Source organism: Fibrobacter sp. (assembly GCA_017503015.1).
Classification (GTDB): Bacteria; Fibrobacterota; Fibrobacteria; order Fibrobacterales; family Fibrobacteraceae; genus Fibrobacter.
In genome coordinates, this window is the sequence record JAFVTX010000015.1 from 1 (window position 1) to 16,662 (window position 16,662).

The following is a 16,662-nucleotide window of genomic DNA, read 5'->3' on the forward strand; positions in this document are numbered from 1 at the left end:
GCTCACCAGTATCGCCCTTGTCACCTTTCTCGCCTTGGATGCCCTGCTCACCAGTATCGCCCTTGTCACCTTTCTCACCTTGGAAGCCCTGCGCTCCAGTATCGCCCTTGTCACCCTTCTCGCCTTGGATGCCCTGCGCTCCTGTATCACCCTTGTCACCTTTCTCGCCTTGAACGCCCTGAGTTCCATTCACACCGTTAGAACCATTGGCGCCATTTAGAACAACGCCGATGGAATCGCCGTTACACAAGATCTTTAAGCCGCTACCGTCTTTCAACTTTTCAGCGGAACATTTGAAATCATCCAACTTGTCGGTATAATCCGAAAAGGTCGCAAACCACTTGCCATCGACGCAAATACGCGGCGACGGTTCACCCTTGACCAGCGCCTGCTGGCCTTCGTTTTCGGACGTGCAATCAGGAAGTTTGGAAACATCGGCGACGACTACCACGTTCTCTTGCACAATTTGGGTGATGTTTTCGTTCGTCACATCGTCACCACAGGCGAATAGAATTGCGCAGCCAGAAATTGCCACACCTGCTTTCAGCAGGTTCGCAATGAAACTTTTGCTAGGCGCGTTCGTGTTTACGTTTTTGCTCCAAGCCATGACAGCCTCCATCGTTTTAAGCTTCTGGAGTTTGCCCCGTTCTGCAAACAACACCACCAAATTTTGCACGAATACAAGAAAGGCGCAGATCGTTGCATTTATCCATGTGAGGCTGTGCATGCCTAAGAATGATAAACACAAACGACCCACGCCCCAAAAGGGCTGTTGCTGTTTGGTCATACAACCAAAGACCGACTTAAAAGCCGGTACAGCAAACCGAGATACACCGCAAAGCGGCATACCTGCGTGAGCGTTCGCCTTGTCCTCATTCTTTTGAAATTTGCACATTTCACATGGAGAACAAGAGCTAAACTCTCTAATATGTCCAATTTAAAAATAACTTAAATACGGGCTAAACGCACGGAGAATTTACAAAAACAAGCGTTTTTGTGACGAAACCGACGAATTTGGGGCAAATTGTAAAGGGAATGGGGTGTTCCAAAGCGGGAAACAGCCACAATTTTAGTGATCGCCGTAGTGGCTTTTGCAAGCGACAATCTCAAGTACACCGTCTTTTACAGCGTAAACCAGTCGGTTTGCATCATCAATGCGGCGACTAAAATAACCGGACAAGTCGCCCTTTAGCGGTTCGGGTTTACCAATGCCCTCAGACGCCCCGTTTCGTTCAATATCCTGAACTAGGGCATTTATTCTTTTGAGAGTTTTCTTGTCCTGAACCTGCCAATAGAGATATTCTTCCCACGCACTGTCGTGCCAAACTTTTTTCATGTTTAGGCCTCGATCAATTCGTGTTCAGCGCAGTTCCGCCCAGCCTTCAAATCTTCAATTCTGCTTTTCAAGACAGCAGAATCCTTCGTGCGGGAAACCTGTCTCGACGCCAAAAAGAGGGCAAAATCGAACAGTTCCCGCTGAGCTTCTGGACTTATCGTTTCGTAGAGTTCCATCAGTGCTTCAGCCATAATCGCCTCCCTTGGTTGTTTATACACCTTTAATATACATTTTTTTGCGTTTAAACGCAAGATTGTGCCAAGGGTGGCCTATAAACGAACTTTTTTAGTACAAAAACTTGAATAAAATCCGTGTTTTCCAACAATTATGACATTTGAAAACTGATTAGAGTTAAGCCCGGGCGTTGCGGCCTTTGGACATTTAGCACTTTTATACGATACTTGGTGCTTTAGCACCTTAGTAGAGTTATCCTCTTTGGGGAAGTGCTTATGTGTACATGGCCACCTTTAGGTGGTGCGGGACACTTCCCCCTTTATACAACGGCGAATTTTTACACAGGCCATCCAGAGATTCCGGCAGCCGAGGAAAAATACTTCGTCAGAAAAATTCGAGCGAGACCGAGCGCAAGCAGGAACGAGACCTGGTGTAAATAAATGTCCCCATTCAACCTTGAAAGCTCTCCCCTGATGCAGCGCATCGTGGAGCTCAAGGAAAACGGCTACGCCGACAAGGACAGCTTTGAGTATGTGTTGGACGTGCTCGAAGTCGCAGGCGACATCACCGCGAACACGATTCCACTTTTCTACGTTTTCAAAAATTTACTTGACAGTGTTTTTTTTAATTTACTTTTGCTACAGAAAAAGAGGTTGTTATGCCCCAAAAAAGCTGGAGCAAGGCGGAAGAATACATTTTCTCATTTTTATGCATCAAACAGTATGTGGTTCCATCCCTTACAGTAGAAGAATTTTTGGATTTCGCTCAAAAAAGTTTGCCACGATTATCAAAATCCTCCTTAAAAGCAAAGCTTTCAAATGTTAAGCATCTGTTGGACTCCCAAAAGATATCAAATACCATTCCTCTTAAACCATTAAGAAATTTTTCAAAAGCAAATGAAGACGCCATCAAAGACTTGATAGAGTCTTTCAAGTTAAGGTAGTTTCCATTACACACATGAAAAAAAGGATAAAAAAATAATGTCAGATAAAATGTATCAGTGTTATTTTTGTGGTCGGTGGATAAAACCAGCTTTTTTTGATATTGGAAATACCGGCTTATACAAACTACGCCCAACATGTCCGGCCTGCCGTAGAAAAAGAAGTGCAGAAAGCAAAAGACAATTTAACGAAGGCGTACAAGACATAAAGGACGCCTTAGGTGAATTTAACGAAAGCGTCAATAGTTCCGATGATTCTAAAAGCTCTTCAAAACGAAGTTGTGGCTGTGGTTGTCTCCTGATCGTGATTATCCTCGCAGTGCTAGCAGCTATAGGGGCACTTAGTGAAAAAAAGGAAGGCTCCGAGGCAAAAACATCCCAAATTTTTTCTATTCCTGCCAAGGTTACAAGCATAAACATCAACACGGATTCGTCGAATTTTTGATATAGAAGGGATCATGAGCAAAGAAGTGCGAGCGTAGGGAAGGCTTTTCCCTCTCTATATACAAGAACGCGAAGGCGGAACTCTGTGGCCGCCGCAAGTTCGGCCTCATCAAGTACGTGATGGCCCTCATGAACGGTGCACGTCTCGGCATTGCCGCACAGTCCGTGGGCATCAGCCAGATGGCATACAACGAAGTTCTCGCCTACGCGGTGAGCCAAAAGCGACTCGTATTAACGAGTCGTGTCGGCGAGAGTGAGAGGATATCGTATGTTCTTTTTTGCGTAAGAGCCGAACGGTCTTATAAGGCCGCCAACTGCGTGATGAGCCAGTTCATGCTCCGCGACGCCACCAAGGCACCGGAACTGTTCGAAAAGAGCATGAAGGTGTACCTGAACCTCGCCGAAAGAGCCTGTGCTGAGTTTATCGAAGCAAAGTCGCCAAGCACTACAACTTCGTGAAGAGCGTGGATGTGGAAGCGATGGAGAGCTACAAGCAGGCGTAAGCCTGCAGGATGTCATCCCCGCGAAGGCGGGGATCTCCCTTTAAAACTTAAAGACCTCGGCAGTTCAATGCCGGGGTCTTTGGTTTCTTAGACTGCACAATGATTTTGACAACTCGGTTTCACTCATGTTAAACCGCATTACCCCATTGTTCGCATATATAAAATGGTCGCCCCGGATGGGACGACCAAATTAATTGTAGCTAGAGATCCTTCGACTTCGAGGCTTCGCCTCTCCGCTCAGGATGACACAGCTAATTAGTTTCCGCGTTCGAAGCGGATGAAGTTCACGACCTTCAGGCTAGCAAGGCCCAGCTGCTTGGCAACGACTTCCTGGAGGTAGTCCTTGACGCTGAGCTTCTTCGGGTTCTTGTCAGTCATGAAGAATTCCTGGTCTTCAAGAACGATTTCCTTGAGCACCTTAGCCACGCGACCGTCGATCTGACGCTGCATGAATTCGGGCTTGGTCTGCTTGCCGGAAGCTTCGATCTGGGCCTTGGCGATTTCCTTTTCCTTTTCGATGGTTTCGGCCGGGACGGCGGCATCGTTCAGGGCCACCGGAGCAAATGCGGCGGCCTGCATAGCGATGTCCTTAGCAGCCTGCTTGAGAGCGGCTTCGTCAGAAGCGCTGCCTTCGAAAGAAAGTTCGGTAATCACGCCGATCTTGCCCTTCATGTGGCTGTAAACGCCAAACACGGAGTTGGCAACCTTCTTGATTTCGGCGAACTTGCGGAAGTCGATGTTTTCCTGGATCTTGACGAGCACGTCCTGGAGCACATCGTTAATCTTCTTGCCATCGACCACGGCGTTCTTCAGGTCGTCGACAGAGGCGATAGCCTGAGTTTCGACAGCCTTAACAGCCATATTGGCAAGAGCAACGAAGTCGTCGTTGTTGGAGACCGGTTCGGTTTCGCAAGAGAGTTCGAAAGCAGCGGCCTTGTCGGCGGTTTCGATCAAGTAGATGCGGCCTTCCTTGGCGGCCTTGTCGGCGCGCTTGGCGGCAACAGCAGCACCCTGCTTGCGGAGGAGTTCAACGGCCTTGTCCATGTCGCCGTCAGTTTCGGTGAGGGCCTTCTTGCACTGCATCATGCCCACGCCAGTCTTCTGGCGGAGTTCATTAACGAGGGAAGCGGTAATCTGCATATTACTTTTCTTCCTCGCCGTTGTCGAACTTCTTCACTTCTTCCTTGTCGGCCTTCTTGTTGTCGTTGGTGCGAACCTTGACGTTTGCAGCAATGTAGTCAACAATGAGCTTCAGGGACTTCACGGCGTCGTCGTTGGCCGGGATCGGGTAATCCACGAGGGTCGGATCCACGTTGGTGTCGCAGATGCCGATGATAGGAATGTGGAGGCGACGGGCTTCGGCCACAGCAATCTTTTCGTGCTGAAGGTCGGTCACGACCACGAGGCCAGGAAGGTTCACCATTTCGCGGATGCCACCGAACACGCCCAGCAGCTTTTCGCGTTCGCGGTTCTTGTCCAGGACTTCCTTCTTGGAGAGGGCCTGGAAGGTGCCGTCCTGTTCCATGGCGTCGATCTTGTCGATCTTCTTGATGGACTTGCGCACCGTCTGGAAGTTGGTGAGCATGCCGCCGAGCCAGCGGTTGGTGACGGAGAACTGGTTGCAAGTAGAGGCGGCGTCCAGCACGCACTGACGGGCAGTGGGCTTGGTGCCGACGAACAGCACGGTCTTGCCAGATTCAGAAATCTTGGCAGCGGCCTTGCCAGCTTCTTCCAAAAGTTCACGGGTCTTGGACAGGTTCAGAACGTAGATACCGTTCTTTTCGGCCAAGATGTAGGGTTTCATTTTCGGGTTCCAGCGCTGAGTCTGGTGACCAAAGTGGGAGCCTGCAGCAAGCAGATCTTCAACGGAAGGCAGATTTGCCATAATGTATTCCTTTTCGGTTGTTACTACCCGGACTGCAAATAAGCCGCGAAGCGATGCCCGGAATCCAGGCGAACCTGGGGTTCTGGACCGCGCCACCGAAGCGACTCTCGCAAGCCGGTGATTGGTTTTACCCTGACGAAATTGCCAAGGCGGGGCAAAATATAGAAAACAAAAAGGGCCCCGGCAATACCGGAGTCCCCTTCGAATAGCAGTTTCGCAGATTAGCGCTTGCTGAACTGGAAGTGCTTACGAGCCTTCTTGCGGCCGAATTTCTTACGTTCGACAGCACGGGAGTCGCGAGTCATGAGTCCTTCCTTCTTGAGGGCGGGCTTGTCTTCGGCGTTGTTAGCGACGAGAGCGCGAGCGATGCCCAGACGGACAGCGCCCATCTGACCAGCGATTCCACCGCCACGGGCGGTGACTTCCACGTCCCATTCTTCGGCGTTGCCGAGAATAGAGAACGGAAGGTTAGCAATCATGTTCTGCACTTCGGAATGGAAGTAATCCTTGAAATCACGACCATTGATAGTGCGCTTGCCGGAACCCGGCTTCAGGATCACAGCGGCGATGGCGTTCTTGCGGCGGCCCGTGCCACGGTAGATCTTCTTGTTCTTTGCGGTAGCGATAGAGGTATCCTCCGTTCTAAAGATTAGAAGTCAACGACTTCGGGGTTTTGTGCCGCGTGCGGATGTTCGGCGCCGGCATAGATTTTGAGTTTCTTGACCATCTTGTGGCCCAGTGCGCTGTGAGGGAGCATGCCCCAGATGGCAGCTTCCAGCGGAGCGGTGGGGTGCTTTGCCAAAAGGTCGGCAAAGTTGATCCAGCGTTCGCCAGCGATGTGACCGGTGTGGTGGAAGTACTGCTTCTGAAGGTTCTTGTTACCGGTAACGGCAACCTTTTCAGCGTTGATGACAACCACGTAATCGCCGGTATCGACGTTGGGGGAATAGATGGCCTTGTGCTTACCCATGAGGAGGCGGGCAACTTCGCTTGCGACGCGACCCATAGGCTTGCCCGCTGCATCCACAAGCTTCCACTTGCGGGTGACGGACTTGGGGTTTACCGTAATGGTCTTCATGTAAATCCTCTAGTTAGATGATTCTGGGACAAAGGCGTCCCGAGAAATGCGAGCTAAATATAGAAGGATTTGGGCCGGCCCACAAGGGTCAAAAACACTTTTTTAACGAAAAATGTTGATATATAAGGGTTTAAAGTTCTATCAATTATATGAATTGTCATAATTATTATATTATCTTGGCCCTTATTATACCGAAACGAAGGGGATTGAGTTGTGAGTTATCTAGCAGATCCCCGACCAAGTCGGGGATGACATTCCTCACCCCTCACACCTCGCACCTCGAGCCTTCGAACCTAACCCCTAACCCCTAAATCCTAGATCCTAGCCCCTAGATACTAACCCCTAAATCCTAGCCCCTACTTCCTTTCCGAAGCGGCTTTCCGCATAAAGGCCAGGGCCTTGCTCCGGCGGCGGGCGGTCTCCTGCAGGTTCACGGACTCGTCGTACTCGTCCACAATCTCGCGACCGAGGATTTCTTCCAGCACGTCTTCCAGGGAAACAATTCCCGCGATGGCGCCGAACTCGTCCACAACGCCCACCATGTGGCCCCGCTGTTTCAAGAACCGGAGCAGCAACTTTTCAAGAGTCACGCTGTCGGGGATCAGCTGCAAGGGGCGCATCAGCTTGCGGAGCTTGATATCACGCTTGCCTTCGGCCAGGTAGTTGTAGGCGTCCCGACGCAGCACGATGCCAATCCATTCGTCCTTCTTTTCACCATAAAGCGGAATCCTGGAAAAGGGCCAGTTGCCCCGTTCGTCTAGGGTTTCCCCGATGGTCTTGTCGGCCGGGAGGCTGAACACCACGTGCCTGGGCGTCATCACCTTGCGGGCTACCACGGATTTCAGGGCCAGAATGTTCTTGATGACCGCCGCCTGATGATTGTCAATCACCTCTTCCCTGAGGCCAAGGCTCACCAGACTGTTGATATCCTCAATGCTCACCTCTTTTTTCTCTTCGTCTTCGTGAGTCCAGTGTTTGGTGAGGGAGAGGCAGAGCCAGATGATTCCCGTCCAGCTCAAGACCTTGGTAATGTAATAGAACGGCACCGCTACAATGGGGGCCATCACCTTGGCCTGTTTAACGCCCAGAGTCTTGGGAGTGATTTCGCCAAAAAGCAAGATGAGGATAGTGAGCGCGATGGGGAGAGCAAACTGCCCCGATTCCGGCAGGCGACGCACGGCGAGGGCCGTAGCCAGGGAAGCCCCGATGGTGTTCGCGATGGTGTTCACCACCAGCACCGAGGCAATATAACGGTCAATATTTTCTTTGACGTGAGTCAGGTACTTGGCGGTAAAACTCTTGCGGCGCTGCAGGGATTCTACCGTGCTGGGGGGCACGCTGTAAAACGACGCTTCCGTTACCGAACAGAAGGCCGAAAAGAAAAGACAGCAAAGAACGGTGATGACTATAGAGAGCATAATTTACGGTTCAAAATTCAGCAGGTCGGGTTCCACGGCCCAGAACTGGGTGCGTTCTGCCTCCCTGAAAAAGTCCATGACAGCCTTAGAGCTGGGCACCGGCACCAGATAAGATTTCTCGGTGGCGAACTGTACCAGTTCCACATCGGTAGATTCCCCGATGTCGGCAAGGCGCTTGGCTTCGGCAATGGCCACGTCCAACCCGCCCAGCTTGTGAACCAGTCCCGCCTCCAAAGCCTTCCAGCCCACAAAGACCCGGCCTCCGCCGTAAGCGGTGTCGATTTTCGCCTTTTCTACGCCGGTGGCCTGGGAGACCACCCCGACGAACCTGCCGTAGAATTCGTCCATGTAGTCCTGCAGGGCCTTCTTTTCCTCGTCGGTCCAGGGCCTGGTGAAAGTTTCGGCATCGGCGTAATCGTGGGTCTTGACGGTTTCTGCCTTGAGCCCAAGCTTTGAAAGCAAGCCGGACGCATCTACTTTGCCGCCGTAGATGCCGATGCTCCCGACAAAGGAGAAGGGTTCGGCCACAATCTCGTCGGCGCCACAGGCGATGTAATACCCGCCAGAGGCGCCCATGTTCCCGATGCTCGCCACAATAGGCAGCCCCTGCTTGTGCAGGTTCTTCAGCGCCGCCCAAATCTTGTCGGAAGCGATAGCGGAACCGCCCGGCGAAGAAATGCGAACCACCAAAGCCGACACGCCCCCGCCGCTGGCAAGTCTGTTCAATGTGGCAGACACGGACTTTTCCATAGCGCCGTCGATAGTTCCGTCAATATTCAGGAGGCCGATGCGAGCCCGGTGAGACCAGCTTTCGTTAAAGATTTTTCGGTCCGTCGGCTTCCAGGTGACATAGCCCGCATAGGGAGCGTCCAGTCCAAAGAAGGTCTTCAAGGCGTAAGACGGCACCTGGTCTATATAAAGAATGGAATCAATGACTCCCGCCTGCAGGGCCGCCCTGGCGCTCACCACAGGAACCTTCGCCAAAGAATCCAAAGACGCGGCGGCCTTTTCCACAGGCATCTGCTTGCGGAAAGCCATGCGGCCTGCCACGTAGGCGTTCATCATCTTCCAGAAATCGCTGTAGAGTTCAAGCCGGTTTTCGCGGGACTCCGCCGACATGGAGTCCGCAATGTAGGGTTCTACCGCCGACTTGTAGGCGCCATGCCGCAGGAACTCCACCTTCACGCCAAGCTTGTCCAGCAGGCCCTTGTAAAAAAGCGTGTTTCCGCCTACGCCACGCCAGGAGAAATGGGCCGAAGGCTCCACCACGATTCGGTCCACGGAGGAAGCCGCCAACAAAACAGAAGGCCGCACATCGTCCATGTAGGCGATGACCTTCGCACCGCGGGCCTTCAGCTTCATGACACCGCGGTTGATTTCGTTGGAAACACCTACGTTCCCCTTGTAGCCTGAAAAGTCCAACAGCACGATACTTGCCGACGGATCACGGAGCAGGTGCTCGAACAGGGTCCGCACCTTCATGAGGGCGATGGACTGGGGCCGTATAAAGGAGAAGGGGCTTTCCACTTCGGAAACTTCCATGTCCAAAGGCACACGGACAATCTGGGCGAACATGGTGGCGTTCGGATTCCGTGCGGAATGGTAACCCCAGGTCACACCCTTGGGCAGGTAGTCATCGTAGAATTTTACTGCCAAGTTGTTGGAACCGCCGAAGGGCATGGACATGGTGAGGGTGTATTCGTCATCGTCACCGTAAACAGGCATCTTGAAACCGTAGCGGGTGCCGTACAGTTCCAGCTCAAAAAGTAGGCGGTGTTCCTCCCAATCCTCCACATCGTAGCTCACGCTCAAGTTCCGCCCAAGCCGCAGGGTAGCGCCCGCGTTATGAACGCGGTCCATCGATTTCGGACCTGCGTACAGCAGGTTGTCGCAGGAATACCCGAGGGACAAGAACCTGAAAGGCCTGAGCATCACGCCTTGAGTGTAGGACCATTCCGTGCCTTCGAAGGCGGAGCTCCTGAAGGCCGTCAGTCGGCTGCCCCAGAAAAAGTAGCGCCGGAGAATGTCGGTGGAATACGTCAAGCTCCAGCGGGATTCATCCAGCCCCTTGTCCGCATAGCGGTACTCGAAGCCCGCGCCAAAGTGGTCCAGATTACCGCCCACGCGGAACTGGGAAATCTCGTCGTCATACTGGTAGTCCAGCAAGGTTCCCCAGGAATCAAAAGCCGTAAGGCCGGCGGGGTTTCCGAAAACGCCGTGGGCACCTTCTAAAGACACAAAGCCGGATTCCCCCGGCAGGTAGGCGAAAGCGGGGGCGAGAAGGAACAGGCAAAGACGAAAGAACGGACCTACGGCCTTACAGACGAAAGACGAGAGATGCCGCAGGAAACAATACTTCTGGTAACCTTGTCGCATTCGTGACCGTCCTGTGGTTTACGGGAATTCTGCCCTTAAATATAGTTCCACCTTGTGGCCCGTCTCAAAGCCGAACAGGTTCCCGCGATTCATTTCATAGGCCATGCCTATGCCGAAGGGGAACGGGAACCAGCCCACATAGCGGGCGATATCACCCCGCATCCTGAATCCACGGTACAGGTCGTCCATCTTCTGATAGTCTTTTGCCAGATTGTGGTTTTCCGATTCCTGGATACGCCAGCGGAAAAGGAACACGTAACCCACTTGCCAACCCGTGCGGGAGTACTTATCCCAGAAGACGTTCCAGACAAAGGAGGTTTTCGCCCCCAGTTCGTCACCGGGTTGGTAGTTCCTGTCTTCGATGAAAGAGTAATACTGCCCCGAAAGTCCCAAAAGCATGTTCGGGCTAAAACGGTACACGCCCATGGGCTCGATTCCCAAGCGTTCAAAACGTTCCACCCGGCTTCCGTCACCAGGCTTAAAGCGCCAGCTCACATTCAGGCCGAAATACTGTATCGGGAAAAACTTCATTCCCACAAAAGATTCATTTAAACCGTTCACCTGCAGGTTCACCATTTCATGAATCTGATCGTGAAGCATTGTTTGCCACTCGTAGCTGACAAATCGATACGACATATCGGTGTAAAAACTCAGGCAGTTACAAGGAGCCACCTCTACAGACCATTTCAGGTCCGCACTGTAAACGTCGTCCCGAAGCTCGCCAACACCGCCTACCATAATGGCATTCTGGGGTGGCAAAACTGGCTTTAGTGGTTCTGTTGCAAAAACGGAAACAATGAACGTTACAATAAAAAACGGAACGAGCCGCAGGGTATGCCCTGCAGCCCGCAGCATTACAAGCAAATTAGTATTTTCCGTACTTGTAGCCGTATCCATCCTGGCTGCCATGTTCGTACTTGTTGATGACAATAGAGGCATGGGCGTTGGGATTGCCCTTGAGAATCTGGCTCATACCATCCTGAATAGCTTCAATGGAATGCTTGTCATATTCAATAACCATCACAACTTGGGCAGCCACACGGCAAGCAAGGGCAGCATCCGTCACCAACATGATAGGCGGAGTATCGATGATAATCAAGTCGTACTGCGTCTTGAATTGTGCAATCAGTTCTGCATAATGCTTGGAACCAAGCAATTCCGCCGGATTTGTCGGAACGTTTCCACAGGGCAGCACAAACAGGTTTTCCACTTCGGTAGAGGAGATGACTTCTTCGGGTTGGACCTCCCGCAGCAGCACTTGGGAGAATCCCTTGCCGCGCTTGATACCGAATTCCTTATGCAGGCGTCCCTTACGCAGGTCTGCATCTATAAGCAGCACCTTCTTTCCAAGACCCGCATACAGGGCAGCAAGGTTCACAGAGATAAAGCTCTTACCCACCCCAGGAATAAGACCACTTACGCCGATAACCGGCTGATCCGATTCCATCATAGAGAACTCTAGAGAAGAACGCAGAGCGCGCAGGGATTCCACGGCCACGTCGTCGGGTTCCACAACGGCAAGCGGGCGTGTGCCCTTTGTACCCTTGGGGTTACCCTTGGGCACCTTGGCATAGACAGTAAAGCCCGTTTCCTTTTCGATAAAGGTGGCACTCTTGACACCGCCGCTAAGCTTATCCTTGAGCGAGACGATAGCCAAGCTGAGCAACAGACCTAAGAACAGGAAAATGCCGAGGATAATCTTTTTTCTCGGCTTTATCGGCTTCGTGGTCTGTTCTGCAAAGTCCACAATACGCACGGAACCCACTTCGCCGGCAGAAACAAGTCGCAACTGCTGCACACTGTTCAGCATATTGGTGTAGAGCACCTTGTTCAATTCCACTTCGCTAGTCAGCTTCAGCACTTCTTGTTGGGTCTCCGGCAAATCCTTCACATCCCTTGACGTTGCAGCCAATTCGCGACGTATCGCACGTTCCTGATCTTCAAGAGTCTTAACCGTGGGGTGTTCCGCATGAAACAAGCGAATGGCTTCTTGCTTTTTCTGTTGAATTTCCAAAATCTTCTGTTCCAACTGCATGCGCTTTTGGAGCACAATCTGGGTCTCGGCGGCCACGTCCACGGACCCCACCCTGTTTTGGTAGGCATTCATGTTCATCAGCGAAGAATCCAACCTGGCCTTCAAGTCCGGTAGCTGCTTTTCCAGGAACTCCAATGTCTGCTGGGCCTCGGCATTGCGTTCCTCCACGTTCTGCCGCAAATAAGAGGTCGCCACCTCGTTCAGCACATCCACAGCACGGTCCGGGTAGACATCTTGGTAGGAGAATTCCAATATGCCGGTACGCTTGCCCTTCTCTGCCACCTCGAAGTTTTTACGGAAGGCCTCAACCGCATCCAAGTACGTCATCTTGCCTACAGAAAAGCGCTGCCCCTTCCTGGCTTCCATCCGGTAGATTCCAAAGGAGGCCGTATCACCTGCATAGGGGAAGTGGTAAGTCTGTCCAACAACGCCGTTCAAAACACGCTTGTCGTCGTGGTCGTACAAAACAAAGTTCACCGAATCCGACGCCTTGGCCGTCCAGGGCTTTTCCCTGTCATCTAGGGGAACACCTTCCCAGGGAACCTCAAAATTCATCAATTCCATACGGCCTTCCCGATGGAAGAGCCTATCCCATTTCCCCTTCGGGATAGCGTAGAACTGCAGGCGCTTTGACTCCACAGTAGTTCCAAGCACCTTGCGGCTCTTAATCAGTTCTATTTCTGTTTCAGCAGGGCTTGTGGTGGTGAACATGGCCGCCATATCTCCCATCATGGCGCTTCCCTTGCTGTTCTTGCTTTCTATCTGCAACAAGGCATCCACCTGATATACTGGTCGAATCCACATTGCAACAAAGACTCCCACCGCAGCAGCAAAAAGCATGCACGGCAGTACGATGAACCAATTTTTCATCAGGTTCTGCAGCAGTTCAAAAAGATCCGTTTCTTCTTTCTTTTTAGATGCCATAAAGGTTCCCCATACAAACAGGGAATAAAATAGAAAAAAAACTCCAGATTTATTAAATTTACTGCGAATTATCCACGATGGCAGCACATTTCCACAGTCCCATCTTCAAATCACCCCCGGTTCGTTTCTGCATCGGAGTCCTTGTCGCGCTTTGCGGCATTTGCATGGCATGCTGCGGATGCGTGTGGAACGATACCGAGGACGCCCCCAACCACCTATCGCTAGACGATTCCGAATACCCGTACGCCGGTATCCCCAGATTAGTTATTGAAACCGAAAATTTCAGCCAAATCCGCAACAAGACAAGCAAAATTCCATCACAGTTACAAATTTGGGAAGAAAAGCAGCCTAGTAGCGAAGTTATAGAACTAAGCGTCAATGGCCGCGGTAATTCAAGTTTCACTATGGCAAAACACGGGATTAGGCTACGGTTAGTCCAAAAGCAAGCCCTTTTCGGAATGCCTAAAGACAAGGACTGGGTCCTGGTGGCAAACCAGCGCGACAAAAGCCTATTGCGAAATTTCATTACCTATCAACTAGCACAAATCCTGCAAGATAACTATTCTCCAAGATGCCACTTTGTAGAAGTATTCTTGAACCGGCAATACATGGGAGTCTACCTGCTTGTAGAATACCCTAAAATTTCAAAATATCGAATAAACATCGCCGAGAACGATTCCAGTTTCTTCTTTGAGAAAACAAAAGAGTGCGACCCAGACGACGTTTTTTTCAAAAGTCGACTTGGCCACACTTTTGTTATCCGGCAACCCAAGAACGCCTCACCAAAGTCGATTGCCCTATTAAAAGCGCATATTGACAAACTCGAACAGAAACTCGAAATGAACGATATCAACCTAGGAGAATGGGTTAATGTCAACGATTTTATCAGGTATTACTGGATTCAAGAATTTTCAAAAAATATGGACGGGGCATTCGGCCGCAGCATATTCATCACATGGCAACCAGGGAACTTGATTGAAATGGGACCCGTGTGGGACTTTGATCTAGCATACGGCATCGGAAATACGAAAATCATGAGTTCTAGCGACTGGTATGTCCGCTACCAAGGATGGTACAAGTATCTATTCCAAAACGAGTACATAAAAGAACTCGCAAGACAATATTGGAAAGAGCATCGGCAGCAGTTTATGGCTCTGGCCGACTCCATAGAATCAGCATCTAAAATTCTCACTTCTGCGGCTCGCAACAACTTTAAACGTTGGCCCGTGTTGGAAAAAGATGATTACTGGCCCTTTGTAGATTCTTACAAAAACTACGAAGAAGCCGTCAACACCCTTAAAGAATGGACCCAAAAACGCGTCCGGTGGATTGACGAACACCTATAATTTCTTATGTTTACAGTAAAACTGGAATAAAAGATGGTAAAGGGATCTGTAAAACTCTTAAATACGCGGATAGACAACCTTACTGTCAAAGAGTTGCTCGAGCAGTTAAACAAAGGGGTCCTTGTCACCCCCAATGTCGACATCATCATGAAACACCAGCGGGACAGGGAATTCCACGAGATGGCGGATCAGGCCGAATTTTCCGTCTGTGATAGTAAGGTTGTGAAACTCTCTGCAAAGTTGCTAGGACTCTCTCTAAAGGAAGCCATTCCGGGCTCAAGTTTTTTCCCTCAATACTGCGATTACCACGCCAAGGACGAAAATATCAAGATTTTTCTCCTTGGCGCAAAAGAAGGCGTCGGACTCAAGGCTCAAGAGAGAATCAATAAAAGAATTGGCCGCAAAATTATCGTAGGAGCCTATTCTCCACCGTTTGGTTTTGAAAAAGACGATGCAGAATGCGAGCACATTCTTAACGTCATCAAGGAATCCTCTGCGAACGTGGTACTTGTGGGGCTTGGCGAGCCCAAACAAACCAAGTGGATTTACAAATACAAAGACAGGCTACCAGGCATAAACGTGTTCATGGCGCTGGGTGCAACTATCGACTTTGAAGCCGGCAACATCAAGCGTGCCCCCGTCATCTTCCAAAAAATGGCACTTGAATGGCTTTACCGCCTCATCCAAGAACCCAAGCGCCTGTGGCGACGCTATTTCTTGGAAGACCTTCCGTTCTTTTGGTTGTTTTTCAAGCAGGTATTAGGCCTTTATCGGGACCCCTGGGGTAAAGAGGAAAAGGGATAGCCGTTCATTGCGATACTCTGTCCAACACCCCAACACCCCAAAAAACTATATTTAGAGCACCAAGACAATGGAGTTTCTTCGTGGCTAAAATTGTATACCTAGGAATGATCGGGGATATCATGCACCCGGGCCTCATCAACATTATCAATGAAGGTGCCAAGTACGGTGACGTGATGATTGGACTTTTCACCGACAAGGCGATTGCGACCCATAAGCGTCTGCCTTACCTGAACTACGAGCAGCGCAAGAACGTGATTGAGAACATCCGCGGGGTCTCTAAGGTGGTTCCGCAGGATGAATGGAGTTACGTAGAAAATCTGAAGAAATACAAGCCCGACTACATTATCCACGGCGATGACTGGCTTTACGGGCCGGACAAGTTCATCCGCGACGAAGTCTTCAAGGTGATGGAAGCCCAGGGCGGGAAGGTCATCGAGATCCCGTACACCAAGGGGATCACCTCCGCCGGTCTCAAGAAGGAAATGGACTCCCTCGGAACGACCCCACAGGCGAGGCTTTCTTCATTACGTCGCCTGATCGCGGCAAAGCCCATTGTCCGCATACTGGAATCGCACAACGGCCTTACGGGCCTCATCGCGGAACACACCAGCGTGGAGATAAACGGCTGCGTCCGCGAGTTTGACGGTATGTGGTCCTCATCCCTTACCGACTCCACCAGCAAGGGCAAGCCGGATATCGAGGCGGTGGACCTCACGACCCGCCTGCACGACCTGAACGACACCCTTGAGGTCACGACCAAGCCAATCATCTTCGACGGCGACACGGGCGGAAAGGTGGAACACTTCGGCTTCACGGTGCGCACGCTCGAACGCCTCGGCATTTCCGCGGTGATCATCGAGGACAAGGTGGGCCTCAAGCAGAACTCGCTCTTCGGAACCGACGCCATCCAGACGCAGGACACCATCGAAGGGTTCTGCACCAAGATCCGTGCGGGCAAGGAAGCGCAGGTCACCGAGGACTTCATGGTGATTTCCCGCTGCGAATCCCTTATTGCGGGCAAGTCCGTGGACGACGCCCTGGAACGCTGCCACGCCTACGTGTCGGCGGGCACCGACGGCATCATGATCCACTCCAAGGACAAGAGCGGCGAGGACATCAAGGAATTCTGCAGGCGCTTCCGCGAGAAGGATGCTCACACTCCGATTGTCGCCGTGCCTACAACCTACAACCAGTTCACCGAAGAGGAACTGGCGACCTGGGGCATCAACATCGTCATCTATGCAAACCACATGCTGCGTTCTGCATACCCTGCTATGGTGAAGTGCGCTGAATCTATCTTGACGCATAGCCGTAGCCTGGAAGCCTCCAACGACTACTGCATGCCCATCAAGCAGATTCTGAACCTCATTCCCGGAACGATGAAGAAGTAACGGTATTC

At 51.3% G+C, this 16,662-nt stretch carries 16 protein-coding genes and 1 pseudogene; 6 read left to right on the forward strand and 11 right to left on the reverse strand.

The features are described 5' to 3' along the window. The 3 genes from IKB43_02940 to IKB43_02950 form a co-directional block, all read right to left on the reverse strand. The coding region (locus IKB43_02940) for a collagen-like protein (protein ID MBR2469099.1) at window positions 1-607 on the reverse strand (607 nt) is incomplete at its 3' end. Window positions 608-1,069: 462 nt separating this feature from the next. Next, entirely contained in the window at window positions 1,070-1,336 is a 267-nt protein-coding gene (locus IKB43_02945; protein ID MBR2469100.1) for a Txe/YoeB family addiction module toxin, read from the reverse strand. 2 nt (window positions 1,337-1,338) lie between these two features. Further along, complete coding sequence (locus IKB43_02950; protein ID MBR2469101.1) at window positions 1,339-1,527, reverse strand: hypothetical protein; 189 nt, start codon at window positions 1,525-1,527, stop codon at window positions 1,339-1,341. 641 nt (window positions 1,528-2,168) lie between these two features. On the opposite strand from IKB43_02950, the gene IKB43_02955 reads away from it, so the two are divergent. From IKB43_02955 to IKB43_02965, 3 genes and pseudogenes are all read left to right on the forward strand, one after another. Then, on the forward strand, window positions 2,169-2,453 hold the full coding sequence (locus tag IKB43_02955) for a hypothetical protein (GenBank protein ID MBR2469102.1): 285 nt from the start codon (window positions 2,169-2,171) through the stop codon (window positions 2,451-2,453). A gap of 37 nt (window positions 2,454-2,490) precedes the next feature. After that, on the forward strand, window positions 2,491-2,895 hold the full coding sequence (locus IKB43_02960; protein MBR2469103.1) for a hypothetical protein: 405 nt from the start codon (window positions 2,491-2,493) through the stop codon (window positions 2,893-2,895). 119 nt (window positions 2,896-3,014) lie between these two features. After that, window positions 3,015-3,397, forward strand: a pseudogene (locus tag IKB43_02965) (hypothetical protein). Between the two features lie 255 nt (window positions 3,398-3,652). Here IKB43_02965 and tsf read toward each other — a convergent pair. The 8 genes from tsf to IKB43_03005 all read right to left on the reverse strand — a co-directional run bounded on the left by tsf (window position 3,653) and on the right by IKB43_03005 (window position 13,113). After that, window positions 3,653-4,537, reverse strand: a complete 885-nt coding sequence (gene tsf, locus IKB43_02970) for a translation elongation factor Ts (protein MBR2469104.1) — start codon at window positions 4,535-4,537, stop codon at window positions 3,653-3,655. 1 nt (window position 4,538) lies between these two features. Beyond that, the gene (gene rpsB / locus IKB43_02975; protein ID MBR2469105.1) at window positions 4,539-5,282 is read right to left on the reverse strand and encodes a 30S ribosomal protein S2; all 744 of its coding nucleotides are present in this window, start codon (window positions 5,280-5,282) and stop codon (window positions 4,539-4,541) included. A 221-nt stretch (window positions 5,283-5,503) separates the two neighbouring features. After that, entirely contained in the window at window positions 5,504-5,884 is a 381-nt protein-coding gene (gene rpsI, locus IKB43_02980; GenBank protein ID MBR2469106.1) for a 30S ribosomal protein S9, read from the reverse strand. A 47-nt stretch (window positions 5,885-5,931) separates the two neighbouring features. Then, window positions 5,932-6,360 (reverse strand): 50S ribosomal protein L13, encoded by a 429-nt coding sequence (gene rplM / locus IKB43_02985; GenBank protein ID MBR2469107.1) that lies wholly within the window; start codon window positions 6,358-6,360, stop codon window positions 5,932-5,934. Window positions 6,361-6,716: 356 nt separating this feature from the next. Beyond that, complete coding sequence (locus IKB43_02990; GenBank protein MBR2469108.1) at window positions 6,717-7,778, reverse strand: HlyC/CorC family transporter; 1,062 nt, start codon at window positions 7,776-7,778, stop codon at window positions 6,717-6,719. A gap of 3 nt (window positions 7,779-7,781) precedes the next feature. Continuing rightward, a complete protein-coding gene (sppA, locus tag IKB43_02995; GenBank protein MBR2469109.1) occupies window positions 7,782-10,154 on the reverse strand; it encodes a signal peptide peptidase SppA in 2,373 nt (790 codons plus the stop codon). Between the two features lie 18 nt (window positions 10,155-10,172). After that, a complete protein-coding gene (locus tag IKB43_03000) occupies window positions 10,173-11,063 on the reverse strand; it encodes a hypothetical protein (GenBank protein ID MBR2469110.1) in 891 nt (296 codons plus the stop codon). Further along, a complete protein-coding gene (locus tag IKB43_03005) occupies window positions 11,020-13,113 on the reverse strand; it encodes a polysaccharide biosynthesis tyrosine autokinase (GenBank protein ID MBR2469111.1) in 2,094 nt (697 codons plus the stop codon). The genes IKB43_03000 and IKB43_03005 overlap by 44 nt, the downstream gene beginning before the upstream one ends. A gap of 182 nt (window positions 13,114-13,295) precedes the next feature. On the opposite strand from IKB43_03005, the gene IKB43_03010 reads away from it, so the two are divergent. The 3 genes from IKB43_03010 to aepX all read left to right on the forward strand — a co-directional run bounded on the left by IKB43_03010 (window position 13,296) and on the right by aepX (window position 16,654). After that, on the forward strand, window positions 13,296-14,459 hold the full coding sequence (locus IKB43_03010; protein MBR2469112.1) for a CotH kinase family protein: 1,164 nt from the start codon (window positions 13,296-13,298) through the stop codon (window positions 14,457-14,459). A 147-nt stretch (window positions 14,460-14,606) separates the two neighbouring features. Beyond that, window positions 14,607-15,263 carry a WecB/TagA/CpsF family glycosyltransferase gene (locus IKB43_03015; GenBank protein MBR2469113.1) on the forward strand — a complete coding sequence of 219 codons (657 nt, stop codon included), beginning with the start codon at window positions 14,607-14,609 and terminating at the stop codon, window positions 15,261-15,263. Window positions 15,264-15,343: 80 nt separating this feature from the next. Then, on the forward strand, window positions 15,344-16,654 hold the full coding sequence (gene aepX / locus IKB43_03020; protein ID MBR2469114.1) for a phosphoenolpyruvate mutase: 1,311 nt from the start codon (window positions 15,344-15,346) through the stop codon (window positions 16,652-16,654). Window positions 16,655-16,662: the final 8 nt, after the last annotated feature.

What these genes read in the sequence shown, in the direction of transcription:
- IKB43_02945 (MBR2469100.1), bottom strand. Translation starts at nt 1,336, where the DNA reads ATGAAAAAAGTTTGGCACGACAGTGCGTGGGAAGAATATCTCTATTGG.
- IKB43_02950 (MBR2469101.1), bottom strand. Translation starts at nt 1,527, where the DNA reads ATGGCTGAAGCACTGATGGAACTCTACGAAACGATAAGTCCAGAAGCT.
- IKB43_02955 (MBR2469102.1), top strand. Translation starts at nt 2,169, where the DNA reads ATGCCCCAAAAAAGCTGGAGCAAGGCGGAAGAATACATTTTCTCATTT.
- IKB43_02960 (MBR2469103.1), top strand. Translation starts at nt 2,491, where the DNA reads ATGTCAGATAAAATGTATCAGTGTTATTTTTGTGGTCGGTGGATAAAA.
- tsf (MBR2469104.1), bottom strand. Translation starts at nt 4,537, where the DNA reads ATGCAGATTACCGCTTCCCTCGTTAATGAACTCCGCCAGAAGACTGGC.
- rpsB (MBR2469105.1), bottom strand. Translation starts at nt 5,282, where the DNA reads ATGGCAAATCTGCCTTCCGTTGAAGATCTGCTTGCTGCAGGCTCCCAC.
- rplM (MBR2469107.1), bottom strand. Translation starts at nt 6,360, where the DNA reads ATGAAGACCATTACGGTAAACCCCAAGTCCGTCACCCGCAAGTGGAAG.
- IKB43_02990 (MBR2469108.1), bottom strand. Translation starts at nt 7,778, where the DNA reads ATGCTCTCTATAGTCATCACCGTTCTTTGCTGTCTTTTCTTTTCGGCC.
- sppA (MBR2469109.1), bottom strand. Translation starts at nt 10,154, where the DNA reads ATGCGACAAGGTTACCAGAAGTATTGTTTCCTGCGGCATCTCTCGTCT.
- IKB43_03000 (MBR2469110.1), bottom strand. Translation starts at nt 11,063, where the DNA reads ATGGCAGCCAGGATGGATACGGCTACAAGTACGGAAAATACTAATTTG.
- IKB43_03005 (MBR2469111.1), bottom strand. Translation starts at nt 13,113, where the DNA reads ATGGCATCTAAAAAGAAAGAAGAAACGGATCTTTTTGAACTGCTGCAG.
- IKB43_03015 (MBR2469113.1), top strand. Translation starts at nt 14,607, where the DNA reads ATGAAACACCAGCGGGACAGGGAATTCCACGAGATGGCGGATCAGGCC.